General features: G+C 65.1%; 19 protein-coding genes. 8 read left to right on the top strand and 11 right to left on the bottom strand.

Translation table 11 applies throughout. The annotated features are described in order from the left end of the window. Positions 1-199 precede the first annotated feature (199 nt). Positions 200-1495 (bottom strand): 4-aminobutyrate--2-oxoglutarate transaminase, encoded by a 1296-nt coding sequence (gabT, locus tag BUE21_RS01395; protein WP_073353770.1) that lies wholly within the window; start codon positions 1493-1495, stop codon positions 200-202. Positions 1496-1679: 184 nt separating this feature from the next. Between gabT and BUE21_RS01390 the strand changes: the two genes are divergently transcribed. Together BUE21_RS01390 and BUE21_RS01385 are read left to right on the top strand one after the other, a co-directional pair. Further along, positions 1680-3152 (top strand): aminotransferase-like domain-containing protein, encoded by a 1473-nt coding sequence (locus tag BUE21_RS01390; protein WP_073353767.1) that lies wholly within the window; start codon positions 1680-1682, stop codon positions 3150-3152. A gap of 169 nt (positions 3153-3321) precedes the next feature. After that, positions 3322-4830 carry a Ppx/GppA phosphatase family protein gene (locus BUE21_RS01385; RefSeq protein WP_073353765.1) on the top strand — a complete coding sequence of 503 codons (1509 nt, stop codon included), beginning with the start codon at positions 3322-3324 and terminating at the stop codon, positions 4828-4830. Between the two features lie 30 nt (positions 4831-4860). On the opposite strand, the gene BUE21_RS01380 is transcribed toward BUE21_RS01385, so the two are convergent. The 6 genes from BUE21_RS01380 to BUE21_RS01355 all read right to left on the bottom strand — a co-directional run bounded on the left by BUE21_RS01380 (position 4861) and on the right by BUE21_RS01355 (position 12039). Continuing rightward, positions 4861-6192, bottom strand: coding sequence for an LLM class flavin-dependent oxidoreductase (locus BUE21_RS01380; protein ID WP_073353762.1), 1332 nt, complete (start codon positions 6190-6192; stop codon positions 4861-4863). Positions 6193-6238: 46 nt separating this feature from the next. Continuing rightward, positions 6239-6946: a methionine ABC transporter permease gene (locus tag BUE21_RS01375; protein WP_073353760.1), complete on the bottom strand. Its 708-nt coding sequence runs from the start codon at positions 6944-6946 to the stop codon at positions 6239-6241. Beyond that, positions 6936-8093 carry a methionine ABC transporter ATP-binding protein gene (locus BUE21_RS01370; protein ID WP_084522648.1) on the bottom strand — a complete coding sequence of 386 codons (1158 nt, stop codon included), beginning with the start codon at positions 8091-8093 and terminating at the stop codon, positions 6936-6938. The genes BUE21_RS01375 and BUE21_RS01370 overlap by 11 nt, the downstream gene beginning before the upstream one ends. Before the next feature lie 7 nt (positions 8094-8100). Beyond that, positions 8101-8907: a MetQ/NlpA family ABC transporter substrate-binding protein gene (locus BUE21_RS01365; protein ID WP_073353758.1), complete on the bottom strand. Its 807-nt coding sequence runs from the start codon at positions 8905-8907 to the stop codon at positions 8101-8103. A 25-nt stretch (positions 8908-8932) separates the two neighbouring features. Further along, the gene (locus BUE21_RS01360) at positions 8933-10522 is read right to left on the bottom strand and encodes an ABC transporter substrate-binding protein (protein ID WP_073353755.1); all 1590 of its coding nucleotides are present in this window, start codon (positions 10520-10522) and stop codon (positions 8933-8935) included. 158 nt (positions 10523-10680) lie between these two features. Next, the gene (locus tag BUE21_RS01355) at positions 10681-12039 is read right to left on the bottom strand and encodes an LLM class flavin-dependent oxidoreductase (RefSeq protein ID WP_073353753.1); all 1359 of its coding nucleotides are present in this window, start codon (positions 12037-12039) and stop codon (positions 10681-10683) included. 273 nt (positions 12040-12312) lie between these two features. Here BUE21_RS01355 and leuS point away from each other — a divergent pair, with 273 nt between their 5' ends. Further along, positions 12313-15012 (top strand): leucine--tRNA ligase, encoded by a 2700-nt coding sequence (gene leuS, locus BUE21_RS01350; RefSeq protein WP_073353751.1) that lies wholly within the window; start codon positions 12313-12315, stop codon positions 15010-15012. A gap of 38 nt (positions 15013-15050) precedes the next feature. After that, positions 15051-15560 (top strand): LPS-assembly lipoprotein LptE, encoded by a 510-nt coding sequence (locus tag BUE21_RS01345; RefSeq protein ID WP_073353749.1) that lies wholly within the window; start codon positions 15051-15053, stop codon positions 15558-15560. Between the two features lie 86 nt (positions 15561-15646). Here BUE21_RS01345 and BUE21_RS01340 read toward each other — a convergent pair whose 3' ends face one another. The 4 genes from BUE21_RS01340 to BUE21_RS01325 form a co-directional block, all read right to left on the bottom strand. Further along, a complete protein-coding gene (locus tag BUE21_RS01340; protein WP_073353747.1) occupies positions 15647-15991 on the bottom strand; it encodes a P-II family nitrogen regulator in 345 nt (114 codons plus the stop codon). Positions 15992-16037: 46 nt separating this feature from the next. Continuing rightward, positions 16038-17348: an ammonium transporter gene (locus BUE21_RS01335; protein ID WP_073353746.1), complete on the bottom strand. Its 1311-nt coding sequence runs from the start codon at positions 17346-17348 to the stop codon at positions 16038-16040. A 147-nt stretch (positions 17349-17495) separates the two neighbouring features. Then, entirely contained in the window at positions 17496-18317 is an 822-nt protein-coding gene (gene hutG / locus BUE21_RS01330; RefSeq protein WP_073353745.1) for an N-formylglutamate deformylase, read from the bottom strand. Continuing rightward, positions 18314-19426, bottom strand: a complete 1113-nt coding sequence (locus BUE21_RS01325) for a LysR family transcriptional regulator (RefSeq protein WP_073353890.1) — start codon at positions 19424-19426, stop codon at positions 18314-18316. The genes hutG and BUE21_RS01325 overlap by 4 nt, the downstream gene beginning before the upstream one ends. Positions 19427-19579: 153 nt before the next feature. On the opposite strand from BUE21_RS01325, the gene BUE21_RS01320 reads away from it, so the two are divergent. The 4 genes from BUE21_RS01320 to BUE21_RS01305 all read left to right on the top strand — a co-directional run bounded on the left by BUE21_RS01320 (position 19580) and on the right by BUE21_RS01305 (position 23272). Further along, on the top strand, positions 19580-20764 hold the full coding sequence (locus BUE21_RS01320) for an NAD(P)/FAD-dependent oxidoreductase (protein ID WP_073353744.1): 1185 nt from the start codon (positions 19580-19582) through the stop codon (positions 20762-20764). Positions 20765-20854: 90 nt separating this feature from the next. Then, positions 20855-21610: an electron transfer flavoprotein subunit beta/FixA family protein gene (locus BUE21_RS01315; protein ID WP_073353742.1), complete on the top strand. Its 756-nt coding sequence runs from the start codon at positions 20855-20857 to the stop codon at positions 21608-21610. 43 nt (positions 21611-21653) lie between these two features. After that, entirely contained in the window at positions 21654-22607 is a 954-nt protein-coding gene (locus BUE21_RS01310) for an electron transfer flavoprotein subunit alpha/FixB family protein (RefSeq protein ID WP_073353740.1), read from the top strand. Beyond that, positions 22604-23272, top strand: a complete 669-nt coding sequence (locus BUE21_RS01305; protein WP_073353739.1) for a HutD/Ves family protein — start codon at positions 22604-22606, stop codon at positions 23270-23272. The genes BUE21_RS01310 and BUE21_RS01305 overlap by 4 nt, the downstream gene beginning before the upstream one ends. Positions 23273-23308 lie beyond the last annotated feature (36 nt).

The raw sequence follows: 23308 nt of genomic DNA, 5'->3' as shown, positions 1-23308 counted from the left end.
AGCGAAACCGCGCAGACGTTTCCCTAGGGAAGGTCTGCAAAACCCGTTGCGCCGCCCGCATCCCACCACTGGGCGCATCGCGGCGTTGGCTTCTGCGGTCAATAGCCCCGCTATTGACCGCAAAATCCGCCTTGCGCTGCATCCCACTGGCGGGCGCGGGCTTACCGCAAGAGTTTTGCAGACCTTCCCTGGCTTGTCTTTACGACTGGAGGGCTGCTTGCACGCTCTGGGCGATGATGTCCAGCCCTTCATCCAGCAGGGCATCGGAGGCGGTCAGCGGCACCAGAATGCGGATGACGTTGCCGTAGGTTCCGCAGGACAGCAGCACCAGATGCCGTTTGGCGGCTTCGGCGGTGATGCGCTTGGTCAGTTCGGCATCGGGTTCATTCGGGTTGCCGTTCTTGCCAAGTTCGAAAGCCACCATGGCACCCAGGCCGCGCACGTCGCAGATGGCCGGAGTGGTTTCGGCCAGCTTGCGCAGGCTTTCGGTCAGGCGTGCGCCCACGGCCTTGCTGCGCTCCAGCAGGTTTTCCTCGCGGAATGCCTTCAGCACGGCCAGCGCGGCAGCGCAGGACAGCGGGCTGCCCGCGTAGGTGCCGCCCAGGCCACCGGGGGCGGGGGCATCCATCACGTCGGCACGGCCAATCACGCCCGAGAGCGGGAAGCCACCTGCCAGCGACTTGGCCGTGGTAATCAGGTCGGGAGCCACCGGCCATTGTTCACAAGCATAAAATGTGCCGGTACGGCCTGCGCCGGTCTGCACTTCGTCGGCAATCAGCAGGATGCCGTGCTGCTCGGCCAGCTTCTTCAGGCCCACGATGAATTCGGGCGGGGCGACATTGAAACCGCCTTCGCCCTGCACCGGCTCGACGATGAAGGCGGCCACGCGGCTGGCTTCGATGTCGTTCTTGAAGATGGCTTCCACCGATTGCAGCGCGTCTTCCACGCTCACGCCATGCAGCGCATTGGGGAAGCGGGCGTGATAGACATCACCGGGGAAGGGGCCGAAGCCGATCTTGTAGGGTGCGACCTTGCCGGTCAGGGCCAGCGTCATGTTGGTGCGGCCGTGGTAGCCGCCCGCAAAGGCGATCAGGCCGGGGCGGCCGGTGTAGGCACGGGCAATCTTGACGGCGTTTTCGACGGCTTCCGCGCCGGTGGTCAGGAATAGGGTTTTCTTGGGTTCCGTTCCGGGGGCAATGGCATTAAGCTCCTCGGCCAGCTCCACATACGGCTCATAGGCCACCACCTGGAAACAGGTGTGGGTGTACTGCTCCAGTTGGGCCTTGACCGCTGCGGTCACGCCATCGTGCAGGTGGCCGGTGTTGAGCACTGCGATGCCGCCTGCGAAGTCGATATAACGCTGGCCTTCCACATCCCAGAATTCGGCGTTCTTGGCGCGGTCGATGAAGACCTCGTGCGATTGCCCCACGCCGCGTGGCAGGGCGTTCTTGCGGCGTTGCATCAGGGCGGCATTGGTACGTTCTTTGCTTGACATGGGTGGTTCCGCATGAGAGTTGATAATGGTTTGCAACTTTAAGAATCCAGCCGCTCAGCGTCCATGTACAGCAATCCCGATTCCGGTCGCCACTGTACTGGCCCCGCAACCGATACACCCTGATGACGCAACCATGACTTTCCCATGCGAAGTTTGACAAGACTGTGAATGGAATCGCCTCAAAATGATTACCCTGAAACCCGAATCCCCTACCCCCCTCATCAGCCAGATCATCGATGGCGTGCGCGAGCTGGTGGCCAGCCACGCACTCAAGCCGGGAGCCAAGGTTCCTTCCATCCGAGCCTTTGCTGCGCGGCACTCGGTCAGCGTTTTCACCGTGGTGGAGGCCTACGACCGGCTGGTGGCGCAAGGGGTGCTGGTGTCACGCGCCAATCAGGGCTTCTTCGTCTGTCGCCGCGACGAGGACGGCCCGATTGCACAGCCCGTGGCCGTTGCCTCCAGCGGCATCGGTGCGACACGCCGCCCGAGCTTCAATGATGTCTGGTACTTGCAGCAGATTTTCGAGAACCGCACCCTGCCCATGAAGCCCGGCTGTGGCTGGCTGCCCAACGACTGGCTGTTCGAGGATGCCGTGCGGCGCAGCTTCCGCCAGGTGGCCGCCGAGGGTCTGCGGCTGGGTGGCTATGGAGACCCGATGGGGCATCTGCCCCTGCGCACCCACATTGCCCACAGCCTGGAGCACAAGCAGCAGATATTGGTGCGCCCCGCCCAGGTGCTGTTCAGCCACGGCTCCAGCCAGGCACTGGACTGGGCCGTGCGCAGCCTGGTCAAGCCGGGCGACACCGTGCTGGTGGACAACCCCGGCTACCCCAACCTGATGAATATCCTGCGCTTTCAGGGAGCACGCCTGCTGGGCGTACCGCGCACCCCATCCGGCTACGACCTGGAAGAACTGCAACGCCTGCTGCACCAGCACCGGCCGCGCGTATTCTTCACCCAGCCGCGCCTGCAAAGCCCGAGCGGCTCGCGGGCCAGCCTCTCGCAACTGCACCGGCTGCTCCAGATGGCCAACCAGTACGACCTGACCCTGGTGGAAAACGACCTCTACGCCGACATGGACGACGAGAACCAGCCCTCGCTGGCCAGCCTCGACCAGCTCCAGCGCGTCGTTTATGTCGGCAGTTTCTCCAAGACCATCTCGCCCAATCTGCGCGTGGGCTTCATGCTGGCCAATCCCGATTGGATGGCGCGGCTGGCGCACCTGAAAATGCTCTCTGGCCTGACCAGTTCCGAGGTGGCCGAGAAGCTGGTGTACAACGTCGTCACCGATGGCCGCTGGCGCAAGCACCTCAAAAGCCTGCGCGACCGGCTCAAGGCCGGGCACGAGGAAGTGTCACTGCGCCTGCACAGCCACGGCTTCGAGCCGTTCTACGAACCCAACGAAGGCATGTACATCTGGGCGCGGCACCCGGCCGTGGCCGACAGTGCCGAACTGGCCAGCGCGGCCACCGCCGAAGGCATCATGTTCGGCCCCGGACAATTGTTCCTGGTGGACGGTGCCCCCACCGGCTGGCTGCGCTTCAACGTCGCCTACAGCCAGGATCGTGCCATCTGGGACTGGCTGGAACGCTATCTGCACCACCCTGGTGCCAGGAACCAAACCGGTGCACCCGGACTGGCCGCCAGCCGCCATTGAGCCAAGCCATGTGCGGCATATGACACAAAAATGTCACATGCCGCAGTAATGATGGTGGGTTAGTATCGATTCCTGCCATGCGCGTGGCATATTCGCACTCTCCCTCATCCTGGCTGCATCCTCTCGTGGTCAGATTCCCTTGCACCCACTGACCCCCCCAAAAAAGACCATGAAAGATGGAGAACTCATTGCCGCCGTGGACCTCGGCTCCAACAGCTTCCGGCTGGAAATCAGCAACCTGCATGGTGACCATTTTCAGCGCGTCGAATACCTGAAGGAAACCGTGCGCCAGGGTGGCGGGCTGGATGCCGACGGCTATCTGTCACAGGAATCCATGGAGCGTGGCTGGCAGTGTCTGGCACGATTTGGCGAACGGTTGCAGAATTTTCATCCTTCGCGGGTGCGTGCCCTGGCTACCCAGACCCTGCGCGAAGCGCGCAACCGCAAGCAATTTCTGGAACAGGCGCAGCAGCTGCTGGGGCATCCCATCGAAGTCATCTCCGGGCAGGAAGAAGCACGGCTCATCTACCAGGGCGTGACCTACTACCTGCCCCTCAACCCGGACGAATACCGCATGGTGATCGACATCGGCGGTCGCTCCACCGAGATCATCGTCGGCCAGGGGCAGGCTCCGCTGGAGGCCGCTTCCTTCGCGCTGGGCAGCGTGTCGTGGTCGCAGCGTTTCTTTGGGGAGGGGCGGCTCACTGCCAAGGGCTTTACCAAGGCCGAGGTGGCCGCCAAGGCCCTGTTGCAGGAGCGGCTGGGGCTGTTCGCCCAGTTCCCGCGCGAAAACGTCTTCGGTGCATCGGGAACCATGAATGCGGTGGCGCAAATCCTCTGCCAGCAGGGGCTGGCCGAACCCAATACCATCACCCGCAAGGCACTGGCGCAGCTCAAGGCACAGCTCATCAGTGCCCAGCATATCGACAACCTGAGCATGGAAGGACTGCGCGACGACCGCCGTCCGGTCATCGGCGGTGGTGTCAGTATCCTGACGGCCCTCATGGAAATCCTCGATGTGGCCACCCTCCACATCTCCGATGGTGCCTTGCGTCAGGGCGCGCTGGTCGATCTGATCCAGCGCGAGAAACCCCACAACGAACAAAGCGACATTCGCCAGAAAACCGTGCAAAGCCTGCTGCAACGCTTTGGCTACGACCGGCTTCAGGGCGAACGCATTGCCAGCACCGCCACCCACATCTGGCAGGAGTGGAACCTGCCCCAGGCCAGCCACGAAGACCTGCAACAACTGCAATGGGCGGCCCTGCTGCACGAGATCGGCATCAGCATCGCCTACGAACGCTATCACCACCACGGCGCGTACATTCTGGAATACGGCGATTGCCCCGGCTTCCTGCCGTCCGAGCGCGACAACATCGCGCAGCTCATCCTGGGGCATCGCGGCAAACTGAAGAAGCTGCAAGACCGTCTGCAAAACCATCCCGGCCTGTTCGAGCTGCAATTGCTGTGCCTGCGGCTGGCCATTTTGCTGTGCACCGCCCGCAACGACCCGGAACTGCAAGCCCTGCAATGGAGCACCCCCAAGAACCGCAGTGCCAGGGCCACCGTCAGCGAAGCCTGGAGCCAGGCCTATCCCCAGTCCTACTACCTGTTGCAGGAAGAAGCCTGCGTCTGGGAGAAGGTGGGGTTTGATTTGAAGGTGGTGGTGCAGGGCTGATGCGCCACTGATGCGTCTGGCAGACCTTCCTCAACCCGGCACGGGCAGGCCGAAGCGTTCGCGCAGGGTGGTTTCTGCGTAGTCCTGGCGGAACAGCCCGCGTTGTTGCAGCAGCGGAACCACGCCGTCCACGAAGGCGGTCAGGCCGCTGGGCAGTACATCGGGCATGAGGTTGAAGCCGTCTGCCGCGCCTGCCTTGAACCAGTGTTCAATGTCGTCGGCAATCTGTTCCGGGGTGCCGGTGACGACGCGGTGGCCCGTGCCGCCCGCCAGGGCGTACACCAGTTGGCGGAATGTGTAGCGATGGGCGCGTGCCTGTGCGAGGGTGGCGTGGAAGAAGGTGTGGCCGCCGTCCTGGGGCAGGGGGATGTCGTCGGGCAGTTCTCTGTCGGGGTGCAGGCGCGATGGATCGATGCCGAGCACGCCGGAGAGGCGGCTGATGGCGTAGTCGATGTCCAGCAGGTCGAGCAAGTCTCGCTTGCGCCGTTCGGCTTCTTCGACGGTGCCGCCGATGATGGTGGTCAGGCCGGGCAGTACCACGATGCTGCCGGGGTCGCGCCCGAAGGTCTGGGCACGTTGGCGCAGGTCGTGTGCGTAGGCAATGGCTTCTTCCAGCGACTGCGAGGCGGAGAACACCGCATCGGCATGGCGGGCGGCCAGGGCGCGGCCATCACCGGAGCCGCCAGCCTGTACCAGCAACGGGCGGCCTTGCGGGGTGCGTGGCACGTTGAGCGGGCCGCGCACGTCAAGGAACGTGCCCTTGTGGTCGATGGCGTGGATTTTGGCGGGGTCGGCAAAGCGGCCGGTGGCCTTGTCGCCCACGAGGGCATCGGCCTCCCAACTGTGCCAGAGGGCCTTGACGACATCGACGAATTCGGCGGCGCGTTCGTAGCGGGTGGTGTGTGCCAGCGGGCCGTTCAGGCCGAAGTTGTGGCTGGCGGCCGCATCGGAGGAGGTGACGATGTTCCAGGCCACGCGCCCGTGGCTGATGTGGTCGAGCGAGGCGAAACGCCGCGCGAGGTTGTACGGGTCGCTGTAGGTGGTGGATGCGGTGCCGATGAGGCCGATGTGCGTGGTGGCCGTGGACAGGGCGGCCAGCAGCACGGTGGGTTCCAGCGCGTTGATGGGGCGCAGGTCGATGCGGTCGGCAATCGAGACCTGATCGGCCAGGAACAGCGCGTCGAGTTTGCCGCGTTCGGCGGTACGGGCAATTTGCAGGTAGTGGTCGATGTCGATGAAGGCATCGGGTCGGCTGTCGGCATACCGCCACGCGGAGGGCAGGAAGCCGGAGCTGAGCATATTGACGTTGAGGTGCAGGCTGCGCCGGGGTTGGGCCGCGTCGGGGGTGTGTGAATGGGACATGGTGTTGTGCGGTGAAGGTGAGAGAGAGGATGCGCAAACGCTGCCGTCAAACAGGTTGTTGGCGGCGGCGTTGCAGGCGGTGATTGACGGCACGGGCGGCGCGGTCGCCCACGAATTGCACGGACTGCACCATGACCACGAGCACGACGATGACCATGAGCATGACTTCGGGCATGAACCGCTGGTAGCCGAAGCGGATGCCCAGATCGCCCAGCCCGCCGCCACCGACCACGCCGGCCATCGTGGAGTAGCCGATCAGGCTCACCAGCGTGACGGTCAGGCCCGCGACGATGCCGGGCAGGGCTTCGGGAACCAGCACCTTGCGAATGATCTGCCAGGGCGAGCCGCCCATCGCCAGCGCGGCATCGATCAGGCCGCGATCCACCTCGCGCACCGCCGCTTCCACCAGCCGCGCGAACAGCGGCGTGATGGCAATCGTCAGCGGCACGATGGCGGCGGTCGTGCCCACGGTGGTGCCGACCAGCAGGCGCGTGAGCGGGATGATGGACACCATCAGGATGATGAAGGGCGTGGAGCGGATCAGGTTCACCACGGTGCCGACACTGCGGTGCAGCAACCGGTGCGGCAGGATGTGCCCGCGTTCGGTGACGACCAGCAGCACGCCCAGCGGCAGCCCCAGCAGCGCGGAGATGACGGCGGCCACCGAGACCATGGCGAGGGTCTGTTGCAGCGACACCAGCAGGATGTTGAGCAGCGCGGGGGCGATGAAGGGAGCGAGCAGTTCAGAGAGCATGGCCGAGAAACTCCGTGTGCAATCCTGGTTGGCGCAGCCAGGCCAGCACCTCGTCCAGCCGGACATCGGCGTGGGGCAGGGCCAGCGTCAGCACGCCCAGCGGTTGCCCGCCGATGGTGTCCACGCGGCCATGCAGGATGCGGGCCTGAATGCCGAAGTGCTGGTGCAGCAGCGCGATGACGGGCATGCTGGCCGCCGCATGGGCCAGCACCAGCCGGATGGCGGGCGCACTGCCGGGCGCGGGTTGCGGCTGGATGCGGCTGGCGAGTGCCTCGGGCAGGTCGTGCGCGACGATACTGCTGAGAAAGCGGCGTGCGGTGGGGGTTTGCGGAAAGGCAAACACATCGTAGGTGGGGCCGGATTCGATCACCCGGCCATGCTCCAGCACGGTGACGTGGCTGGCGATGTCGCGCACCACTTCCATCTCGTGGCTGATGAGCACGATGGTCAGCCCCAGCCGCTGGTTGATGCGCTTGAGCAGTTGCAGCGTCTGTTCGGTGGTTTCCGGGTCGAGTGCGGAGGTGGCCTCGTCCGAGAGCAGGATGCGCGGCTCCAGTGCGAGGGCGCGGGCAATGCCCACGCGCTGCTTCTGCCCGCCGGAGAGTTCCACCGGATAGGCATCAGCCTTGTGCGCCAGCCCCACCAGGGCCAGCAGTTCGGGCACGCGCTGGCGAATCTGTGCGGCACTGTGCCCGGCCAGTTCCAGCGGCAGGGCGACATTGCCCGCTGCCGTGCGCGAGGACAGCAGGTTGAAATGCTGGAACACCATGCCGATGCTGCGCCGTGCCTGCCGCAGGGCCGCGCCGTGCAGGCGGGTGATGTCCTGCCCGTCGATTTCGATCTGCCCCGCGCTGGGCGTTTCCAGCCGGTTCAGGCAGCGCACCAGCGTGCTCTTGCCCGCGCCGGAGCGGCCAATGATGCCGTGGATGGAGCCGGGGGCGACGTGCAGCGAGATGCCATCGAGCACGTTCTCACCCGCCACATACGACTTGCTCAGTCCTTCGATGCGGATGATGGGGCGGTGGCGGGTTGCGGCACTGGACGCGGGCCGTCGCGGCGAGGCATCCGTGGTGGGTTCCGGTGGCAGGAACTGCACGGTGGCGGCCGACGAGGGATCGTCCGATGACCAGTGGGGCAGGGCACTCATGAGGTGATTACCAGCCTGCAATGATGTTGCCCTCGAACTTCTTCTCGATGAAGGCTTTCACTTCGGGCGAACGGAAGCTCTCCACCAGCACTGGAACCCAGGGCTGCTGAAGGTTTTTCTCGCCCACGCCGATCAGGCAGAAGTATTCCGAGAGCTGGCCTTCCAGCAGCAGTGCGTCGCGCTTGGGAACCAGCCCGGCATTGAGGGCGAAGTGCGAGTTGATGACGGAGAAATCCACGTCTTCCAGCGAGCGCGGCAGTTGCGCCTGCTCCAGCGGCAGAATGCGCAGCTTCTTCGGGTTGTCGATGATGTCCAGTTCCGTGGCATCGAAGCTCACGCCGTCGCGCAGTTTCAGCAGCCCGCCCGCTTCCAGCAGTTTCAGGGCACGGCCACTGTTGGTGGGGTCGCTGGGAATGGCCACCTGCGCGCCCTGTGGCAGGGCATCCAGGCTCTGGACGCGGCGCGAGTATCCGGCAATCGGCATCAGCACGGTGCGGGCCACGGACTGGACTTTCAGCCCCCGGTCCTTGACCTGCTGGTTCAGGTACGGCGTGTGCTGGAAGGCGTTGGCATCGATCTCGCCGCGTTCGGTGGCGGTGTTGAGCAGCAGGCCATCGGTGAATTCCACCAGCCGCACTTCCAGTCCCTTGGTCTTGGCGACTTCGGCCACGGCTTCGGCAATCTGCGCATGGGGGCCAGCGGTCACGCCCAGCGTGATGGAGTGCGAGGCCGCCGGGCTGGCTGCCGCAGAGAGGCTGACCAGCAGGCCCATGCCCAGCGATGCGAGCAGTTGGGGAAGCGAGGGGAATTTCATGGAGGGGTTCCTTGGTGCAGAAGTTTCAGGGAGTGAAATAGAGGTGGGCAAAGCTGCCGTAGATGCGTTCGGCGGTGGGGTCGGCATCGATCAGCCTGCGGTCGTACACCACGGTTTCGGGCGGCTGGCCGATGTTGATGGCAGCCACGTCTTCCCACAGCGTGCGTTGCAGTTGCGCAAACAGTTGCTTGCGCTGGGCCTCGTCAGGCTCCACGGCGGCGGCTTCCAGCAGCCGGTCGGCTTCCGGGTTGGCGTAGCGGCCCCCGTTGGAGAAGGGCAGGCCGATCTGGAAGTTCTTCGACCAGTACACGCGCTGCACGCCCACGGTGGGGTCGAACAGGTTGGACTGCGCTTCCACGCTGATGTCGAAGGCGCGTTCGGTATAGACCTTGTTCACATAAGTGCCGAAGTCGTAGGCATGGATGGCCGCGTCGATGCCGATCTTCTGCAACTGCTGGCGCAGGATGTCGGCAATGCGCCGCTCGGTGTAGGGGTTGGAAGTCAGGCGCACGGCAAAGCGTTTGCCATCCGCACCGCGCGGGTAGCCCGCGTCGTCCAGCAGCTTCTCGGCGGCTTTCAGATCGAATGTGTGGAACGGAATCGACGCATCGTGGTAGCGGCTGGGCACGCTGATGGCGGTGGCCGAGGGCGTGCCCTGTCCGTGCCATGCCAGCCGGTTGATGTGATCGATGGACACCGCGTGGGCAATCGCCTGGCGCACCGGCAGTTTTTGCAGCGCGGGGTGCTCGTGGTTGATGATGATCTGGTTGTACGGCACCGTGTAGCGGGCGGGCGATTTATCGACGCGCAGATGCGGCAGTTTCTCGAAGCGTTCGATCTCGCCCGAGGCAATCGCGTTGCCGGAAATCTGCGCATCCCCCGATTCCAGCGCGGCCGCGCGGGCACTCGCATCGGTCAGGAAGCGGATCACCACCTTGTCCAGGTAGGGGCGGGGCTTGTCCCAGTAATCGGGGTTGCGCTCCAGTGTGATGTGGCTGCCACGCACCCAGTCCTTGAAGACGAACGGCCCGGTGCCGATGGGGGCGTTGTTGTGCGGGTTGCTGCCCAGGTCTTTGCCCTCGTACAGATGGCGAGGCACGATGGGCGATTCGGTGGAAGCCAGCGCAGTCAGCAGATAGGGTGCGGGCTTGTCCAGCAGCAGGATGGCGGTGTGCGCATCAGGCGTTTGCACCTCGCGCACCTGGGCGAAGGTGGCGCGGCCACGCGAATGGTGCTCCTTCAGCGTGAAGATGGAATAAGCCACGTCGGCGGAGGTGAACGGCTTGCCGTCGTGCCACTTCACGCCCTGACGCAATGTGAACTCGTAGCGCAGGCCATCCGGCGCGACCTCCCAGGCCGTGGCCAGCAGCGGCCGGGGGTTGAGCTGGTCGTCGTAGGTCAGCAGCCCCTCGACGATCTTCGGCCCCACATCCACCGCCCCGCCAGCCGGGGTGTTGATGGGCACCAGCGTGGGCGGCTCCACCCGCAACGCCCAGGTGAGGGTGCCACCGTAGACGGGTTGCTGGGCGTGGCTGGACGCAGAGATGGCCAACAGAGCCAGGCCCAGCACGGAGGCTTTCAGATAGGTGGACGGGGCAAACAATCGCAAAGGCATGAACGAATCCTTGAAAACGGTGTGGCAGACACGGGAAATACGCGGGCAGAAAGTCGGCAACAGGCCCGACATCGCCCGGTACGGGGCGTGCGCACAGGTTTCCAGAGGGGGTTCATGGCAGATGGGGGTGCTGGAATGCGGGACTGCGTTGCCTGCCGTCAGGCCGCCTGCGCCTGGGCCAGTGCCGGGGCAAACTGGCTTTCGGGGCGTGGCAGGCCGAAGTGGTCGCGCAGCGTGCTGCCGCTGTATTCCTCGCGGAACAGTCCGCGCTGGCGCAGAATCGGCACGACTTCGCGGGTGAAGACCTCGAAGCCGCCGGGCAACCAGGGCGGCATCACATTGATGCCATCGGCCGCGCCCTGCTCGAACCAGGTCTGGATGTGGTCGGCAATCTGCTCGGGCGTGCCCGCCAGCACGAAATGCCCGCGCGCCCCGGCCAGCTTTTGCAGTAATTGGCGCAGCGTGGGCTGCTCGCGCTTGACGATGTCCAACACCAACTGGAAGCGGCTGTGTTCAGCCTGATCGGGGTTGTCGGGAATCAGGTGCAGCGGGAAGGGCGCGTCCAGGTCATGGCCGCGCAAGTCCACGTCCAGCCCCAACTGGTTCTTCAGTTGCAGCAGCGAGAAGTCCGGCTGGATCAGCTCGTCGAACTCGCGTTGCAGTGCCTTGGCCTCGGCTTCGGTGGAGCCGATGAAGGGGCTGAGGCCGGGCAGAATCTTGACGTGCGCCGGGTTGCGGCCCCGTTGCGTGGCGCGTTCTTTCACGTCGCGGTAGAACGCCTGGGCACTCTCCAGCGTCTGATGCGCGGTGAAGATGGCCTCGGCGTATTGTGCGGCAAAGTCGCGTCCGGCTTCGGACGAACCGGCCTGCACATAGACGGGCCGCCCCTGTGGCGAGCGTGGCACATTCAGCGCACCGGCCACGCTCAGGTGCTCGCCGCTGAATTGGGCGGGGTGAATGCGGTCGGTGTCGGCAAACAGCCCGGAAGCCGGGTCGTTGATGAATGCGCCATCTTCCCAACTGTCCCACAGCCGCCCGATGGCCTCGACGAATTCATGGGCGCGGGCGTAGCGTGCGGCATGGCTGGGGTGTTCTGCCAGCCCGTAGTTCTGCGCGGCCCGCTTCAGGCTGGACGTGACGATGTTCCAGCCCACGCGCCCGTGGCTCAGGTGGTCGGTGAAGGCCAGCAGCCGCGCCAGCGTGTAGGGGTCGTAGAACGTGGTGGAAGCCGTGGCAATGAAGCCGATCTTCTGCGTGGCTGCCGCCAGCGCGTTGATGAGCGTAATCGGCTCCAGGTGGAAGCGGCTGGCATAGCGCACTCCGTCGCCAATGCCCAGCCCGTCGGCAAAGAACACGGCATCGAACTTGGCGGCTTCTGCCTGCTGCGCCAGCTCCTGATAGAAACTCACGTCCAGCACCCGCTGGTGCGCCGCCAGCGGATGCCGCCATGCGGCTTCGTGGTGCCCATTCGGGTAGATGAACAGGTTGAGATTGAGTTGGCGGGGGGCGGTGGACATGGTCGGCTCAAGCAGAAAAATTGCGAAGCGGCCATGCTAGGGAAGGAGGGTGCCTTCCGTCAAAGAATAAGTTCCTATTTGAAAATGCCCATTTGCAAATGCAAAACGGTTGTTTGTCAGGCACATGCCAGCCAAACGCGACGGCTGTGGCATCAGAGGCGGCATCGTGGGCGGTCTGTGCTGGAACCGGTTCTAAAATGGCGGCTTTGCGGTGCAACAGGCTTTGGTCTGTGCATGGCCGCGCTTTCTGCCTTCCGATTGCCCAGACCCCTCATGCAAGAAAAATACGACCACCTGAGCGTGGAACATGCCGCCCAGACCCACTGGACTGCTGCCGATGCCTACCGCGTCACCGAAGATGCGGACAAGGCCAAGTACTACGCCTGCTCCATGCTGCCTTACCCCAGCGGCAAGCTGCACATGGGCCATGTGCGCAACTACACGATCAACGACATGCTCACGCGCAGCCTGCGCATGCGGGGGCACAACGTGCTGATGCCGATGGGCTGGGATGCCTTTGGCCTGCCTGCCGAGAATGCCGCGCTGAAGAACAAGGTTCCGCCTGCCCAGTGGACGTACGAGAACATTGCCTACATGAAGAAGCAGATGCAGGCGATGGGGCTGGCGATCGACTGGAGCCGCGAGATCGCCACCTGCGACCCCGCCTACTACCGCTGGAACCAGTGGCTGTTCCTGAAGATGCTGGAAAAGGGCATTGCCTACCGCAAGACCCAGGTGGTGAACTGGGATCCGGTCGATCAGACGGTGCTGGCCAACGAACAGGTCATCGACGGGCGCGGCTGGCGCACCGGTGCGCTGGTGGAAAAGCGCGAGATTCCCGGCTATTACCTGAAGATCACCGATTACGCGCAGGAGCTGCTCGACCATGTGCAGTTGGGCAACGACAAGGCCACGCTGACGGGCTGGCCCGACAAGGTACGGCTGATGCAGGAGAACTGGATCGGCAAGAGCGAGGGCGTGCGTTTCGCCTTCCCGCATGACATCCGGGGCAGCGATGGCCAGTTGATTCAGGATGGCCGCCTGTATGTGTTCACCACCCGTGCCGACACCATCATGGGCGTGACCTTCTGCGCGGTCGCCCCGGAGCATCCGCTGGCCCTGCACGCGGCAGCGGACAATGCCGGTCTGGCCGCCTTCATCGAGGAATGCAAAAAGGGTGGCAACACCGAGGCGGAACTGGCCACCAAGGAGAAGGAAGGCCTGCCCACCGGCCTGTTCGTCACGCACCCGCTCACGGGCGAGGCCGTGCCAGTCTGGGTCGGCAACTATGTGCTGATGAGCTATGGCGACGGCGCGGTGATGGGCGTGCCCGCGCACGATGAGCGCGACTTTGCGTTTGCGCAGAAGTATGGCCTGCCGATCCAGCAGGTGATTGCCGTGGAGGGCGAGGCGTTCTCCACCGAAGGCTGGCAGGAATGGTATGGCGACAAGCCACGCGCGGCCTGTGTGAACTCCGGCGTGCTCGATGGCCTGGGCCACCGGCAGGCCGTGGACAAGGTGGCCGAACTGCTGGCCGGCCAAGGGCTGGGCGAGAAGAAAACCACCTGGCGTCTGCGCGACTGGGGGGTGTCGCGCCAGCGTTACTGGGGCACGCCGATTCCGATCATCCACTGCGAGGACTGCGGCCCGCAGCCCGTGCCCGAGAAGGATTTGCCCGTCGTCCTGCCCGAAGACCTGGTGCCCGATGGTTCCGGCAATCCGCTGGTGAAAAGCGAAGCCTTCCACGCTGGTGTGGTCTGCCCCTGTTGCGGCAAACCCGCGCGGCGCGAAACCGACACGATGGATACCTTCGTCGATTCCTCCTGGTACTTCATGCGCTATTGCGACCCGCAGAACAGCGACCGCATGGTGGCCGAGGGCGCGGACTACTGGATGCCGATGGACCAGTACATCGGCGGTATCGAGCACGCCATCCTGCACCTGCTGTACGCGCGTTTCTGGACGAAGGTGATGCGCGATCTGGGGCTGGTGAAGGTGGACGAGCCTTTCACCCGGCTGCTCACGCAGGGCATGGTGCTGAACCATATTTTCAGCCGCCGCACCGCCAAGGGCGGCAAGGAATACTTCTGGCCCAGCGACGTGGAATTCGTGCAGGACGACAGCGGCAAGATCGTTGGCGCGAAGCTGAAGAAAGCCATCGACAGTGCCGATGGCGTGTTGCCCGTGGGCACGGCCATCGACTACGAGGGCATCGGCACCATGAGCAAGTCGAAGAACAACGGGGTCGATCCGCAAGACCTGATCGAGAAATACGGCGCGGACACCGCCCGCCTCTACACCATGTTCACGGCCCCGCCGGAGCTGACGCTGGAGTGGAACGACTCTGCCGTGGAAGGCAGCTACCGCTTTCTGCGCCGCGTCTGGGGCTTTGGGGCGAAGCTGGCCGAGAGTGGTGCGACCGGTGCGGTGGCGCAGTTGCAGCGGCAGGCCGCGCCCCAGGCCGAGTTCGGCAAGGCGGCCAAGGCCCTGCGGCTGGAAATCCACACAGTGCTGAAACAGGTGGACTTCGACTACCAGCGCATGCAGTACAACACCGTGGTATCGGGCGGCATGAAGATGCTCAACGCGCTGGAAGCCTTCAAGGCCGAGGGCGAGGCCGACCATCTGGCCGCTGCCGAAGGCTTTGCCATTCTGCTGCGCATTCTCTACCCTGCCACCCCGCACATTGCCCACAGCCTCTGGGCGGAACTGGGCTATGCCGCCATCTTTGGCGATATTCTCGATGCACCCTGGCCGCAGGTGGACGAACGCGCGCTGCAACAGGATGAACTGCAACTGGTGCTGCAAATCAATGGCAAACTGCGCGGCAACGTCACCGTGCCCGCCACTGCCGACAAGGCGGCCATCGAAGCCGCTGCACTGGCTTCCGATGCCTTTGCCCGCCAGGCCAACGGGGCCGCGCCGAAGAAGGTCATCGTCGTGCCCGGCAAGCTGGTGAATATCGTGCTCTGATCCTGCCTGACTGGTTTGTTTCCCCCCGAAAGTCTCCCATGTCCCAACGCCGTCTTTTCCTCTCGCTGGCCACTGCGGCCTGCTGCGCCCCGTTGCTCAGTGCCTGTGGCTTTCGCCTGCGTGGAGCCACGTCCTATCCGTTCAAGTCGCTGTACATCAAGGCCGAAGACCAATCGGTGTTTGCACGGCAGTTGCAACGCACGCTGGAAGGCACGGGCATCACGGTGCTGCGCGCGCCCAGCACCCCGGAGCTGGCCGAGCGCGTGCTGGAGCTGTTGAGCGAGCAGCACGAACGCGCTGTCATCAGCCAGACGGCCACCGGCGGCGTGCGCGAGCTGCAACTGCGCCTGCGCATCCGCTACCGCATCAGCAACCCCCTGGGGGGGCAGCCGGGCGAAGTGGTGGAGCTGCTGCAAAGCCGTGACCTCAGCTACGACGAATCGGCCGCGCTGGCCAAGGAGGCGGAAGAGCAGATGCTGTTCGCCGACATGCAGAACGACCTGATCGCGCAGATCATGCGGCGGCTGGTGGCAGCAGGCAGCGCGTGAACGAATACGGGCCTTGGCGTGGCACGACCAAGGCCCTGGGGTGAAGCTGAAGCGAATCCGCAACGAATCCCGTGGGCGGATGTGCCCTACAGCGATTCCGTGCCGGTTTCGCCTGTGCGGATGCGCAGCGCGTTGTCCAGGCTTTGCACGAATATCTTGCCATCGCCGATCTTGCCGGTGCGTGCCGCAGCGGTGATGGTTTCGACCACGCGTTCCAGCAGCGAGTGGTCGATGGCCAGTTCGATCTTGATCTTCGGCAGGAAGTCCACGGTGTATTCCGCGCCCCGGTACAGCTCGGTGTGGCCCTTCTGGCGACCGAAGCCCTTGACTTCGGTGACGGTGAGGCCCCGGATGTCGAGGTCGGTCAGGGCGGTTCGGACTTCGTCGAGCTTGAAGGGCTTGATGATGGCGGTGACAAGTTGGAGGGACATGGCGGGTGCTCCGGTGATGGGGAATTCAGGGGGGGATGCGTGGTTGTCAGGCGGTCAGCTTGTAGCCGACTTCACCGTGTTCGGAAGGGTCGAGACCCACTTCTTCCTGTTCTTCGCTCACGCGCAGGCCCTTGCAGCACACGGCGGCAATCTTGAGCGCGATGCAGCTGGTGATGGCACTGAAGGCGATGCTGAATGCCATGGCCCCGACCTGCACGAGCATCTGGTCGAGCAGGGAACGGCCTTCGGGCAGGCCCTGACCGGCGAACATGGGCAGTGCGAACACGGTGGTGAGCAGGCCACCGACGATGCCGCCCACGCCGTGGATGCCGAAGACATCCAGTGCGTCGTCCTGACCCAGCATGGGCTTGAGCTTTTCCACCGCCCAGATGCAGACGGGCGAGGCCAGTGCGCCGACCAGAATCGCGCCCACCGGGCCGACGAAGCCGCACGCGGGGGTGATGGCCACCAGCCCGGTGATGGCCCCGGAAGCGATGCCCAGCATGCTGGGCTTGCCACGGTGCAGCCACTCCACCAGCATCCAGGCGGTGGCTCCGCCAGCGGCCCCCAGCATGGTGTTGAAGACCACCAGCATCGAGAAGCCATTGGCCAGCAGGGCGCAGCCGCCGCAGAAGCCCAGCCAGCCCACCCACAGCAGCGAGGCACCGCTCATGGTCATTGTCATGTTGTGCGGGGCCATGGTAGGCTCACGGCGCGGCCCCAGCAGCCAGGCGGCCACCAGTGCGGCAATGCCGATATTGACGTGCACCACGTTGCCCCCGGCAAAGTCCTGCGGCTCCCACTGGAACACCCAGCCGCCGCCCCAGCCCATGTGGGCCATCGGGACGTAGTTGATGGTGAACCAGACGATGATGAAGACCATCACGGCAGAGAATTTCATGCGCTCGGCAAAACCGCCGACGATCAGGGCCGGGGTGATTGCGGCAAACAGCCCCATGAACATGACGAACAGCAGTTCCGGGATGGCCCCTTCGACCGATTCGGGGGTCACGCCTTGCAGGAACACCTTGGAGAGGCCGCCGATGAAGGGCTGCGCGCTGCCCCCGTCGGTGAAGGCGAGGCTGTAGCCATAGAGCACCCACAGGATGCTGACGACGGAGACGGTGGCAAAGACCTGCATCAGCACCGACAGCACATTCTTGGCCCGCACCAGGCCCGCGTAGAACAGGGCCAGTCCGGGGATGGTCATCAGCAGCACGGCCAGGGCGCAGGCAAACACATAGGCGGTGTGCCCCGGATCGGCCACGCCGCCCTCTTGCGCCCATGCCGGGCCTGCTGCCAGAAGAACAAGAAGGCCCGCAGCCGGCCTGTTGCGAAGAAGTTCGGAAGGTGTCATGGCGATTCCAGTGGGTGGTGAACAATTGGCTCCTGACCAATCGCCTTCCGTGGTGCAAATACCATGCCAAAAAATTCATTCAAAGAATTAAAGTTTCTTTATATGAATTTATTGGTGTGGTGCAGGACATGGCCCAAAGGAGTGCATTCAGGCAGTTTTGGCCGCCTGCTGCACCTGTTGCAGTGCATTGGCGAGCATGGCCTTGAGCAGCGGCTGCACCTGCCGTGCCCGCTCGGGCAGGTAGCTGAACGGGGCGGCTTCGTCCATGTAGAGGCACTGCGCCATTTCAAGCTGGATGGCGTGAATGCCCCTGGCGGGTTCTCCGTAGTGCCGGGTGATGTAGCCGCCCTTGAAGCGGCCATTGACCACATGGCTGAACTGGCTGGCACCGGGCAGGTGGTGCAGTGGCTCCTGCACGGCATCGAGGATTGCGCTGGCGCAGGCTGCACCCGAGTTGGTGCCCAGGTTCAGGTCGGGCAGTTGGCCCTCGAACAGGCGCGGCAGTACGCTGGCAATGGAGTGGGCCTCCCACAGCAGCACCTGGCCGTGCTGGGCCAGCAGGCGTTCCAGCTCCTGGCGCAGTGCGTCGTGGTAGGGCTGCCAGTAGGTTTCGCGACGGCGGGTAATTTCTGCCGCGTCCGGCTCCTGGCCGGGCTGGTACAGCGGCACGCCACGGAAGGTTTCGGTCGGGCACAGGCCAGTGGTGGTCTGGCCGGGGTAGAGGCTTTCGCCGCTGGGCGGGCGGTTGAGGTCGATGGCGTAGCGCGATATCCGTGCTTCCAGCACCGAATAGCCCTGATCTCTGGCGAAGCCGTAGAGCTGGTCGAGGTGCCAGTCGGTATCGGCGACGGTGCGCGCTTCTTCGGACAGGGAAGGCCGTATTTCATCGGGCAGGTGGGTGCCCAGATGCGGGATGGACAGCAGCACGGGCAAGGTGCCCTGGGACAGTGCAAGGACAGGGGTGTTCATGGTGGTGGAACTCCGTAGGTGGTGGATGGGGCAGGGAATGGAAGCGGTGTGGATGGCGCATCACGCGCCGGGGCGGTGTGCACGCGAATGGCATCGGCGGGCAGTGCCGGCATGGCGTGGCGCAGGGCGGGCACCACGTCCTGCAACAGCACGCTGCGGGTGAGGCGGGCGATTTCGTCGGCGGTGGTGCCCCACTGCGCTTCCCGGCAGAGCAGGTGGAACTCGCGCTGGCCCAGCCGCGAGGCAGGCAGGGGCACCAGTTGCACCTGATCGAGCCAGGCACGCGACTGCCAGAGGCACAGCGGGGTGCTGATGGCCCAGCCCAGCCCGGCGGCCACCACGCTGAGCAGCGGGTCGGTGGCATCGAAGGCATAGCGTTGCGGCAGCTCCAGCCCCAGGTGGCGGATGAAGCGTTCCACCTGCTGGCCGATCACCGAACGCAGTGTGTAGCGAATCAATGGCAGCGCGGGCAGGGATTGCAGTTGTTGTTTCAGGTCGTGTGCATGCCGCAGTGGCGGGCAGTCCATGCCGCGCGGAAACACGGCCACCCAGGATTCGGAAAACAGCAGGTGCTGCGCCAGGCGCGGGTCGGTGGGCACTTCGGTGCAGATGGCCAGGTCCAGATCGCGGGCCAGCAATTGTGCGTTCAGTCCGGGGGTCAGGCCCGACCAGAGCTGCAATTCGCGTGCGGAGCCGGACAGTGCCCGGATCAGCGCGGGGCCGACGGTGGCGGCGAACGAATCGACACAGCCCAGGCGAATCTGCGCGTGGTCTTGCCGCACCCGCTGGCGCAGGTGCTCGGCCACGCTGCGGGCGTGGGCCAGCAGTTCATCGGCCATGTCCAGCAGGATGTGGCCTGCGCGGGTGGGGCGGGCCGGGCGCACGTCGCGGTCCAGCAACTGCACGCCATAGGTCGTCTCCAGCCCCTTGACAAGCTGGCTGACCGCGCTCTGGCTCACGCCCAGCCGCTGTGCGGCCTGTGCCATCGAACCGGCCTCGCACAGCGTAACGAAGGCCGCCAGGGCGTGCAGATCGGGCAGGGCGCGTTCGTGCCGCCCGGTTGCGCTGACAGGGGCAGAAAGGGATACGGAGGGGGTGAATCTGGGCATGGTCACGGTGCCGCCCATCGTGGGCGACTTTGCTGGGGTTGGCGGGATGTTCACGAAAACTAATACTGTTCATCAGTTTTGCTGAAGCAATCCGCGTGCCGCAATGGCCGCCCTAAGCTGGCGGCTCGTTTTTCCCCACCCCTTGGAGTCTCTATGGAACAGTACGACGCAATCATCATCGGGGCCGGTGTCATCGGCACGTCGGTGGCCTACCATCTGGCCCGCCTGGGCTGCACCCGCGTGCTGGTGCTGGACCGCACCCAGATCGGCGCGGGCACCACCTCCCAGTCCAGCGGCATTCTGCGCACCCACTATTCGGTCATCGAGAACGTGCGTCTGGCGCAGGCTTCCTGGAAGGCATTCACCGACTTTGCCGCCTATCTGGGCGATGAGGAGGCCTCGGCTGGCATGGTCAAGTGTGGCTACCTGATTGCGGCCCCCGAGGGCGCGAAGCTGGAGCCGCTGGCCGCTGCCTTGCGCGCGCAGCAGGATCAGGGCATCGAGGTGCAGTTGCTGGGCCGCTCCGAAGCCAGCAGCCTGCTGCCGATTGCCCGTTTCGACGATGCGGCCCTGATCGGCTACGAACCCGAGGCCGGCTTTGCCGATGCGTATCTGGTGGCCACCAGCTTTGCCCGCACCGCGCGGCATCTGGGAGTCAAGATCATGGAGGGCGTGGAAGTCGAGGAACTGCTGCTGGAGGGCGGCAAGGTCACCGGCGTGCGCACCTCGCGGGGCGTGTTCCATGCCGCAACCGTCATCAGCACCCAGAACATCTGGGCACGCGACATCGAACGCTGGACGGGAATCCCCAGCCCGGTCGTGCCCGAACGCCACAGCGTGCTGGCATTGGAAGGCCCCGAGGCCTATACCTTCCGCATGCCGGTGTACAAGGATCTGGGTTCGCCCGGCATGCTGTACTGCCGCAGCTATGGCGGCAACCAGATGCTGGTGAGCGAGGGCATCGTCGGCGAGACCCTGCCCGAACCCGACAACGAGCAGGGCGACATCAGCATGGACTACATGGTGGAGATTGGCGAGCAGGTGGCCGAACGCTTCCCGAGCTTCGATGCGGCGGGCGTGGCTTCTTCCTGGACTGGCGTGTACGACGTGACCCCGGACTGGAACCCGGTGCTGGGCCGCCTGCCGGACGTGCAAGGGCTGGTGGTGGGCTATGGCTTTTCGGGCCACGGCTTCAAGCTCTCGCCCGCCGTCGGGCTGGTGCTGGCGCAATGCGCACTGGGCCTGCCCACCGAGGTGGACATCCAGCCCTACGCGCTGGAGCGGTTCCGCAACGGCCATCTGCTGACTGGCAAATACGGCCTGGGCGCGGTGTCCTGAATCGTTCGTTTGCCTGTTGTTTGTTTGTTTTTCGGGGCGTGTGCGAGGTCGGGTCACACCGGCTTTGAAGGCGTTCCCAGGAGTTTTTCCATGCACATTCTCGTATCCATCAAGCGCGTGGTCGATCCGAACGTCAAGGTGCGCGTCAAAAGCGACGGCTCCGGGGTCGAGACCAGCGGTGTCAAGATGTCCATCAACCCATTCGACGAAGTGGCAGTCGAACAGGCCGTGCGCCTGAAGGAACGGGGGCTGGCCCGCAAGGTCACGGTCGTGGCCTTGGGCGCGGCCATCAGCCAGGACGTGTTGCGCACCGCACTGGCCATGGGAGCCGATGCCGCCGTGCTGATCGAGACCGATGGCCGCGCACTGGAACCCCAGGCCACCGCCCGCCTGTTGCAAGCCTTCGTGGCCCGCGAACCCGTGGACTTGGTGCTGTGCGGCAAGCAGGACATCGACGACGATCTGGGAGCCACCGCGCCGATGCTGGCCGCCCTGCTGGACTGGCCGCAGGCCATTTCCGCCAACCGGATGCAGCTCGATGGGGCGCGGCTTGAAGTCGGCTGCGATGCCGACCAGGGCAGCCAGCAACTGGCACTGGATTTGCCCGCCGTGGTCAGCGTCGATCTGCGCCTGTGCGAGCCGCGCAACATCACACTGCCTGCCATGATGCGGGCCAAGAAAGCGACCCTCCAGACCGTGGCGGCTGCCGATTTGCAGGCCGCTGTGCCCGCCACCACACGGCCCTTGCAGGTCAGCGAACCGCCCGCCCGCGCTGCCGGTGTGCGGCTGGAGAGCGTGGCCGCACTGGTCGAACGCCTGCGTGAACTGCCCGTGCTCCAGCCCTGATGCCGTACCACCTTCCCTGCAACCGTTTCACTTCAGCACTGCCATGAACGCACTCCTCCTCGCCGCCCATGATGGGCAACATCTTGACCCTGCCGTGGCCAGTGCCGTGGCCGCTGCCCTGCCACTGGTGCAGGGCGGTTGCGTGGACATTCTGGTGGCCGGACACCAGATGGCCACCGTGGCCGCGCAAGCTGCGGCACTGGCTGGCATCGGCACCGTGTATGTGGCCGATGCCCCGGCACTGGCCAGCCTGAATGCCGAAACCCTGGCGCGGCAGATCGTGCGCCAGTGCGCAGGCTACCGCTGGGTCATCGGCCTGCACAACCTGCAAGCCCGTGCGGCATTGCCCCGCGCCGCCGCGCTGGCCCAGGCCGCCTACCTGAGCGACGTGACCCGCACCGCCCCCGATGCACTGGAACGCCCAGCCTATGCCGGAGCCGTCACCACCCGCGTACAGCCGCTGACCGAAGCCGTTTTTCTGACCATTCGCGCCAGTGCGTTCGCGCCCGTGCAGGCCACGGCCTCACTGGCCCGCATCGAAGCAGCCGAGGCCGTGCAAGCCGACACCCGCAGCCGCGTGACCGGCACCGAAGCCGTGGCCAGCAGCCGCCCCGATCTGGGCCGGGCGCGGCTCATCGTCTCCGGTGGGCGCGGTGTCGGGTCGGTGGAGAACATGGCCAAGGTTGAGGCACTTGCCGATCACCTGGGTGCGGCGGTGGGGGCTTCGCGGGCGGCCGTCGATGCGGGTTTTGCACCGAATGCCGTGCAGATCGGCCAGACCGGCAAGGTGGTCGCGCCGCAGTTGTATCTGGCCCTGGGCATTTCGGGAGCCATCCAGCATCTGGCCGGCATCAAGGATGCCCAGTGCATCGTCGCCATCAACAAGGATGCGGAAGCCCCGATCTTCCAGATCGCCGACTACGGCGTGGTGGGCGATCTGTTCGAGGCATTGCCGGTATTGCAGGCAGGCTTGCGACCGCAGGGAGATGCGGCTTGAATGCCCTCTCTGCCCCGGAACTGGCCCGGCGCGTGACCCTGTTCCATCTGGCCGATGTGCCAGCGCAACCGTGGCGCAATGGCGGTGGCGTGACGCGGGAAATCTGGGTGCAGCCTGGTGGCGGGATGCGGGCGGCGCAACGGGTTTTGCAGACCTTCCCTTGGGAAGGCCGCGTCAGTGTGGCCGACAACGTGCAGCCGGGGCCGTTCTCCACGTTCGCAGGCGTGGAGCGGCAGGCCTTGCTGCTGCATGGTTCGGGGCTGGAATTGCACGGCGCACCGGATGCCGGGGTTCTGCGCTGGGGCCAGCCGGGCGACTGCCAGCGTTTTGCCGGTGAAGCCGGGCTGCACAGCCAACTGCCACACGGCCCGGCCCGTCTGCTCAATGTGATGACCCGGCGGGGCCACGCCGAGGCCGAACTGGCATGGCATGCCGGGCCAGTGGGCACGTCGCTGGGCCTGCACGAACAGGCCGTGTGCGTGCTGTTGGTGGCGGCAGGCCGCTGGCGCGTTGGCCTGAAAACGGCGGATTCCGCTGCCAGCGTGGCCGCCTATGAACTGGGGGCCGACAGCGGCCTGCGCATCGTGGGCGTGCGCGGACGCATTCACCTGCAAGGCTTGCAGCCCGACAGTACGCTGGCTCAGGTGGTGCTGGTAAAGAGCTAGTTGGCAAAACAGGTGGCAGGCGTAAACACGTTCCAG

The organism is Lampropedia hyalina DSM 16112 (assembly GCF_900129055.1).
GTDB classification, from domain to species: Bacteria; Pseudomonadota; Gammaproteobacteria; order Burkholderiales; family Burkholderiaceae_C; genus Lampropedia; species Lampropedia hyalina.
Note: the sequence above shows the minus strand (reverse complement) of the source record. Positions and strands in the feature narration are given on the sequence as shown.

What these genes read in the sequence shown, in the direction of transcription:
- gabT (WP_073353770.1), bottom strand. Translation starts at nt 1,495, where the DNA reads ATGTCAAGCAAAGAACGTACCAATGCCGCCCTGATGCAACGCCGCAAG.
- BUE21_RS01390 (WP_073353767.1), top strand. Translation starts at nt 1,680, where the DNA reads ATGATTACCCTGAAACCCGAATCCCCTACCCCCCTCATCAGCCAGATC.
- BUE21_RS01385 (WP_073353765.1), top strand. Translation starts at nt 3,322, where the DNA reads ATGAAAGATGGAGAACTCATTGCCGCCGTGGACCTCGGCTCCAACAGC.
- BUE21_RS01380 (WP_073353762.1), bottom strand. Translation starts at nt 6,192, where the DNA reads ATGTCCCATTCACACACCCCCGACGCGGCCCAACCCCGGCGCAGCCTG.
- BUE21_RS01375 (WP_073353760.1), bottom strand. Translation starts at nt 6,946, where the DNA reads ATGCTCTCTGAACTGCTCGCTCCCTTCATCGCCCCCGCGCTGCTCAAC.
- BUE21_RS01370 (WP_084522648.1), bottom strand. Translation starts at nt 8,093, where the DNA reads ATGAGTGCCCTGCCCCACTGGTCATCGGACGATCCCTCGTCGGCCGCC.
- BUE21_RS01365 (WP_073353758.1), bottom strand. Translation starts at nt 8,907, where the DNA reads ATGAAATTCCCCTCGCTTCCCCAACTGCTCGCATCGCTGGGCATGGGC.
- BUE21_RS01360 (WP_073353755.1), bottom strand. Translation starts at nt 10,522, where the DNA reads ATGCCTTTGCGATTGTTTGCCCCGTCCACCTATCTGAAAGCCTCCGTG.
- BUE21_RS01355 (WP_073353753.1), bottom strand. Translation starts at nt 12,039, where the DNA reads ATGTCCACCGCCCCCCGCCAACTCAATCTCAACCTGTTCATCTACCCG.
- leuS (WP_073353751.1), top strand. Translation starts at nt 12,313, where the DNA reads ATGCAAGAAAAATACGACCACCTGAGCGTGGAACATGCCGCCCAGACC.
- BUE21_RS01345 (WP_073353749.1), top strand. Translation starts at nt 15,051, where the DNA reads ATGTCCCAACGCCGTCTTTTCCTCTCGCTGGCCACTGCGGCCTGCTGC.
- BUE21_RS01340 (WP_073353747.1), bottom strand. Translation starts at nt 15,991, where the DNA reads ATGTCCCTCCAACTTGTCACCGCCATCATCAAGCCCTTCAAGCTCGAC.
- BUE21_RS01335 (WP_073353746.1), bottom strand. Translation starts at nt 17,348, where the DNA reads ATGACACCTTCCGAACTTCTTCGCAACAGGCCGGCTGCGGGCCTTCTT.
- hutG (WP_073353745.1), bottom strand. Translation starts at nt 18,317, where the DNA reads ATGAACACCCCTGTCCTTGCACTGTCCCAGGGCACCTTGCCCGTGCTG.
- BUE21_RS01325 (WP_073353890.1), bottom strand. Translation starts at nt 19,426, where the DNA reads ATGCCCAGATTCACCCCCTCCGTATCCCTTTCTGCCCCTGTCAGCGCA.
- BUE21_RS01320 (WP_073353744.1), top strand. Translation starts at nt 19,580, where the DNA reads ATGGAACAGTACGACGCAATCATCATCGGGGCCGGTGTCATCGGCACG.
- BUE21_RS01315 (WP_073353742.1), top strand. Translation starts at nt 20,855, where the DNA reads ATGCACATTCTCGTATCCATCAAGCGCGTGGTCGATCCGAACGTCAAG.
- BUE21_RS01310 (WP_073353740.1), top strand. Translation starts at nt 21,654, where the DNA reads ATGAACGCACTCCTCCTCGCCGCCCATGATGGGCAACATCTTGACCCT.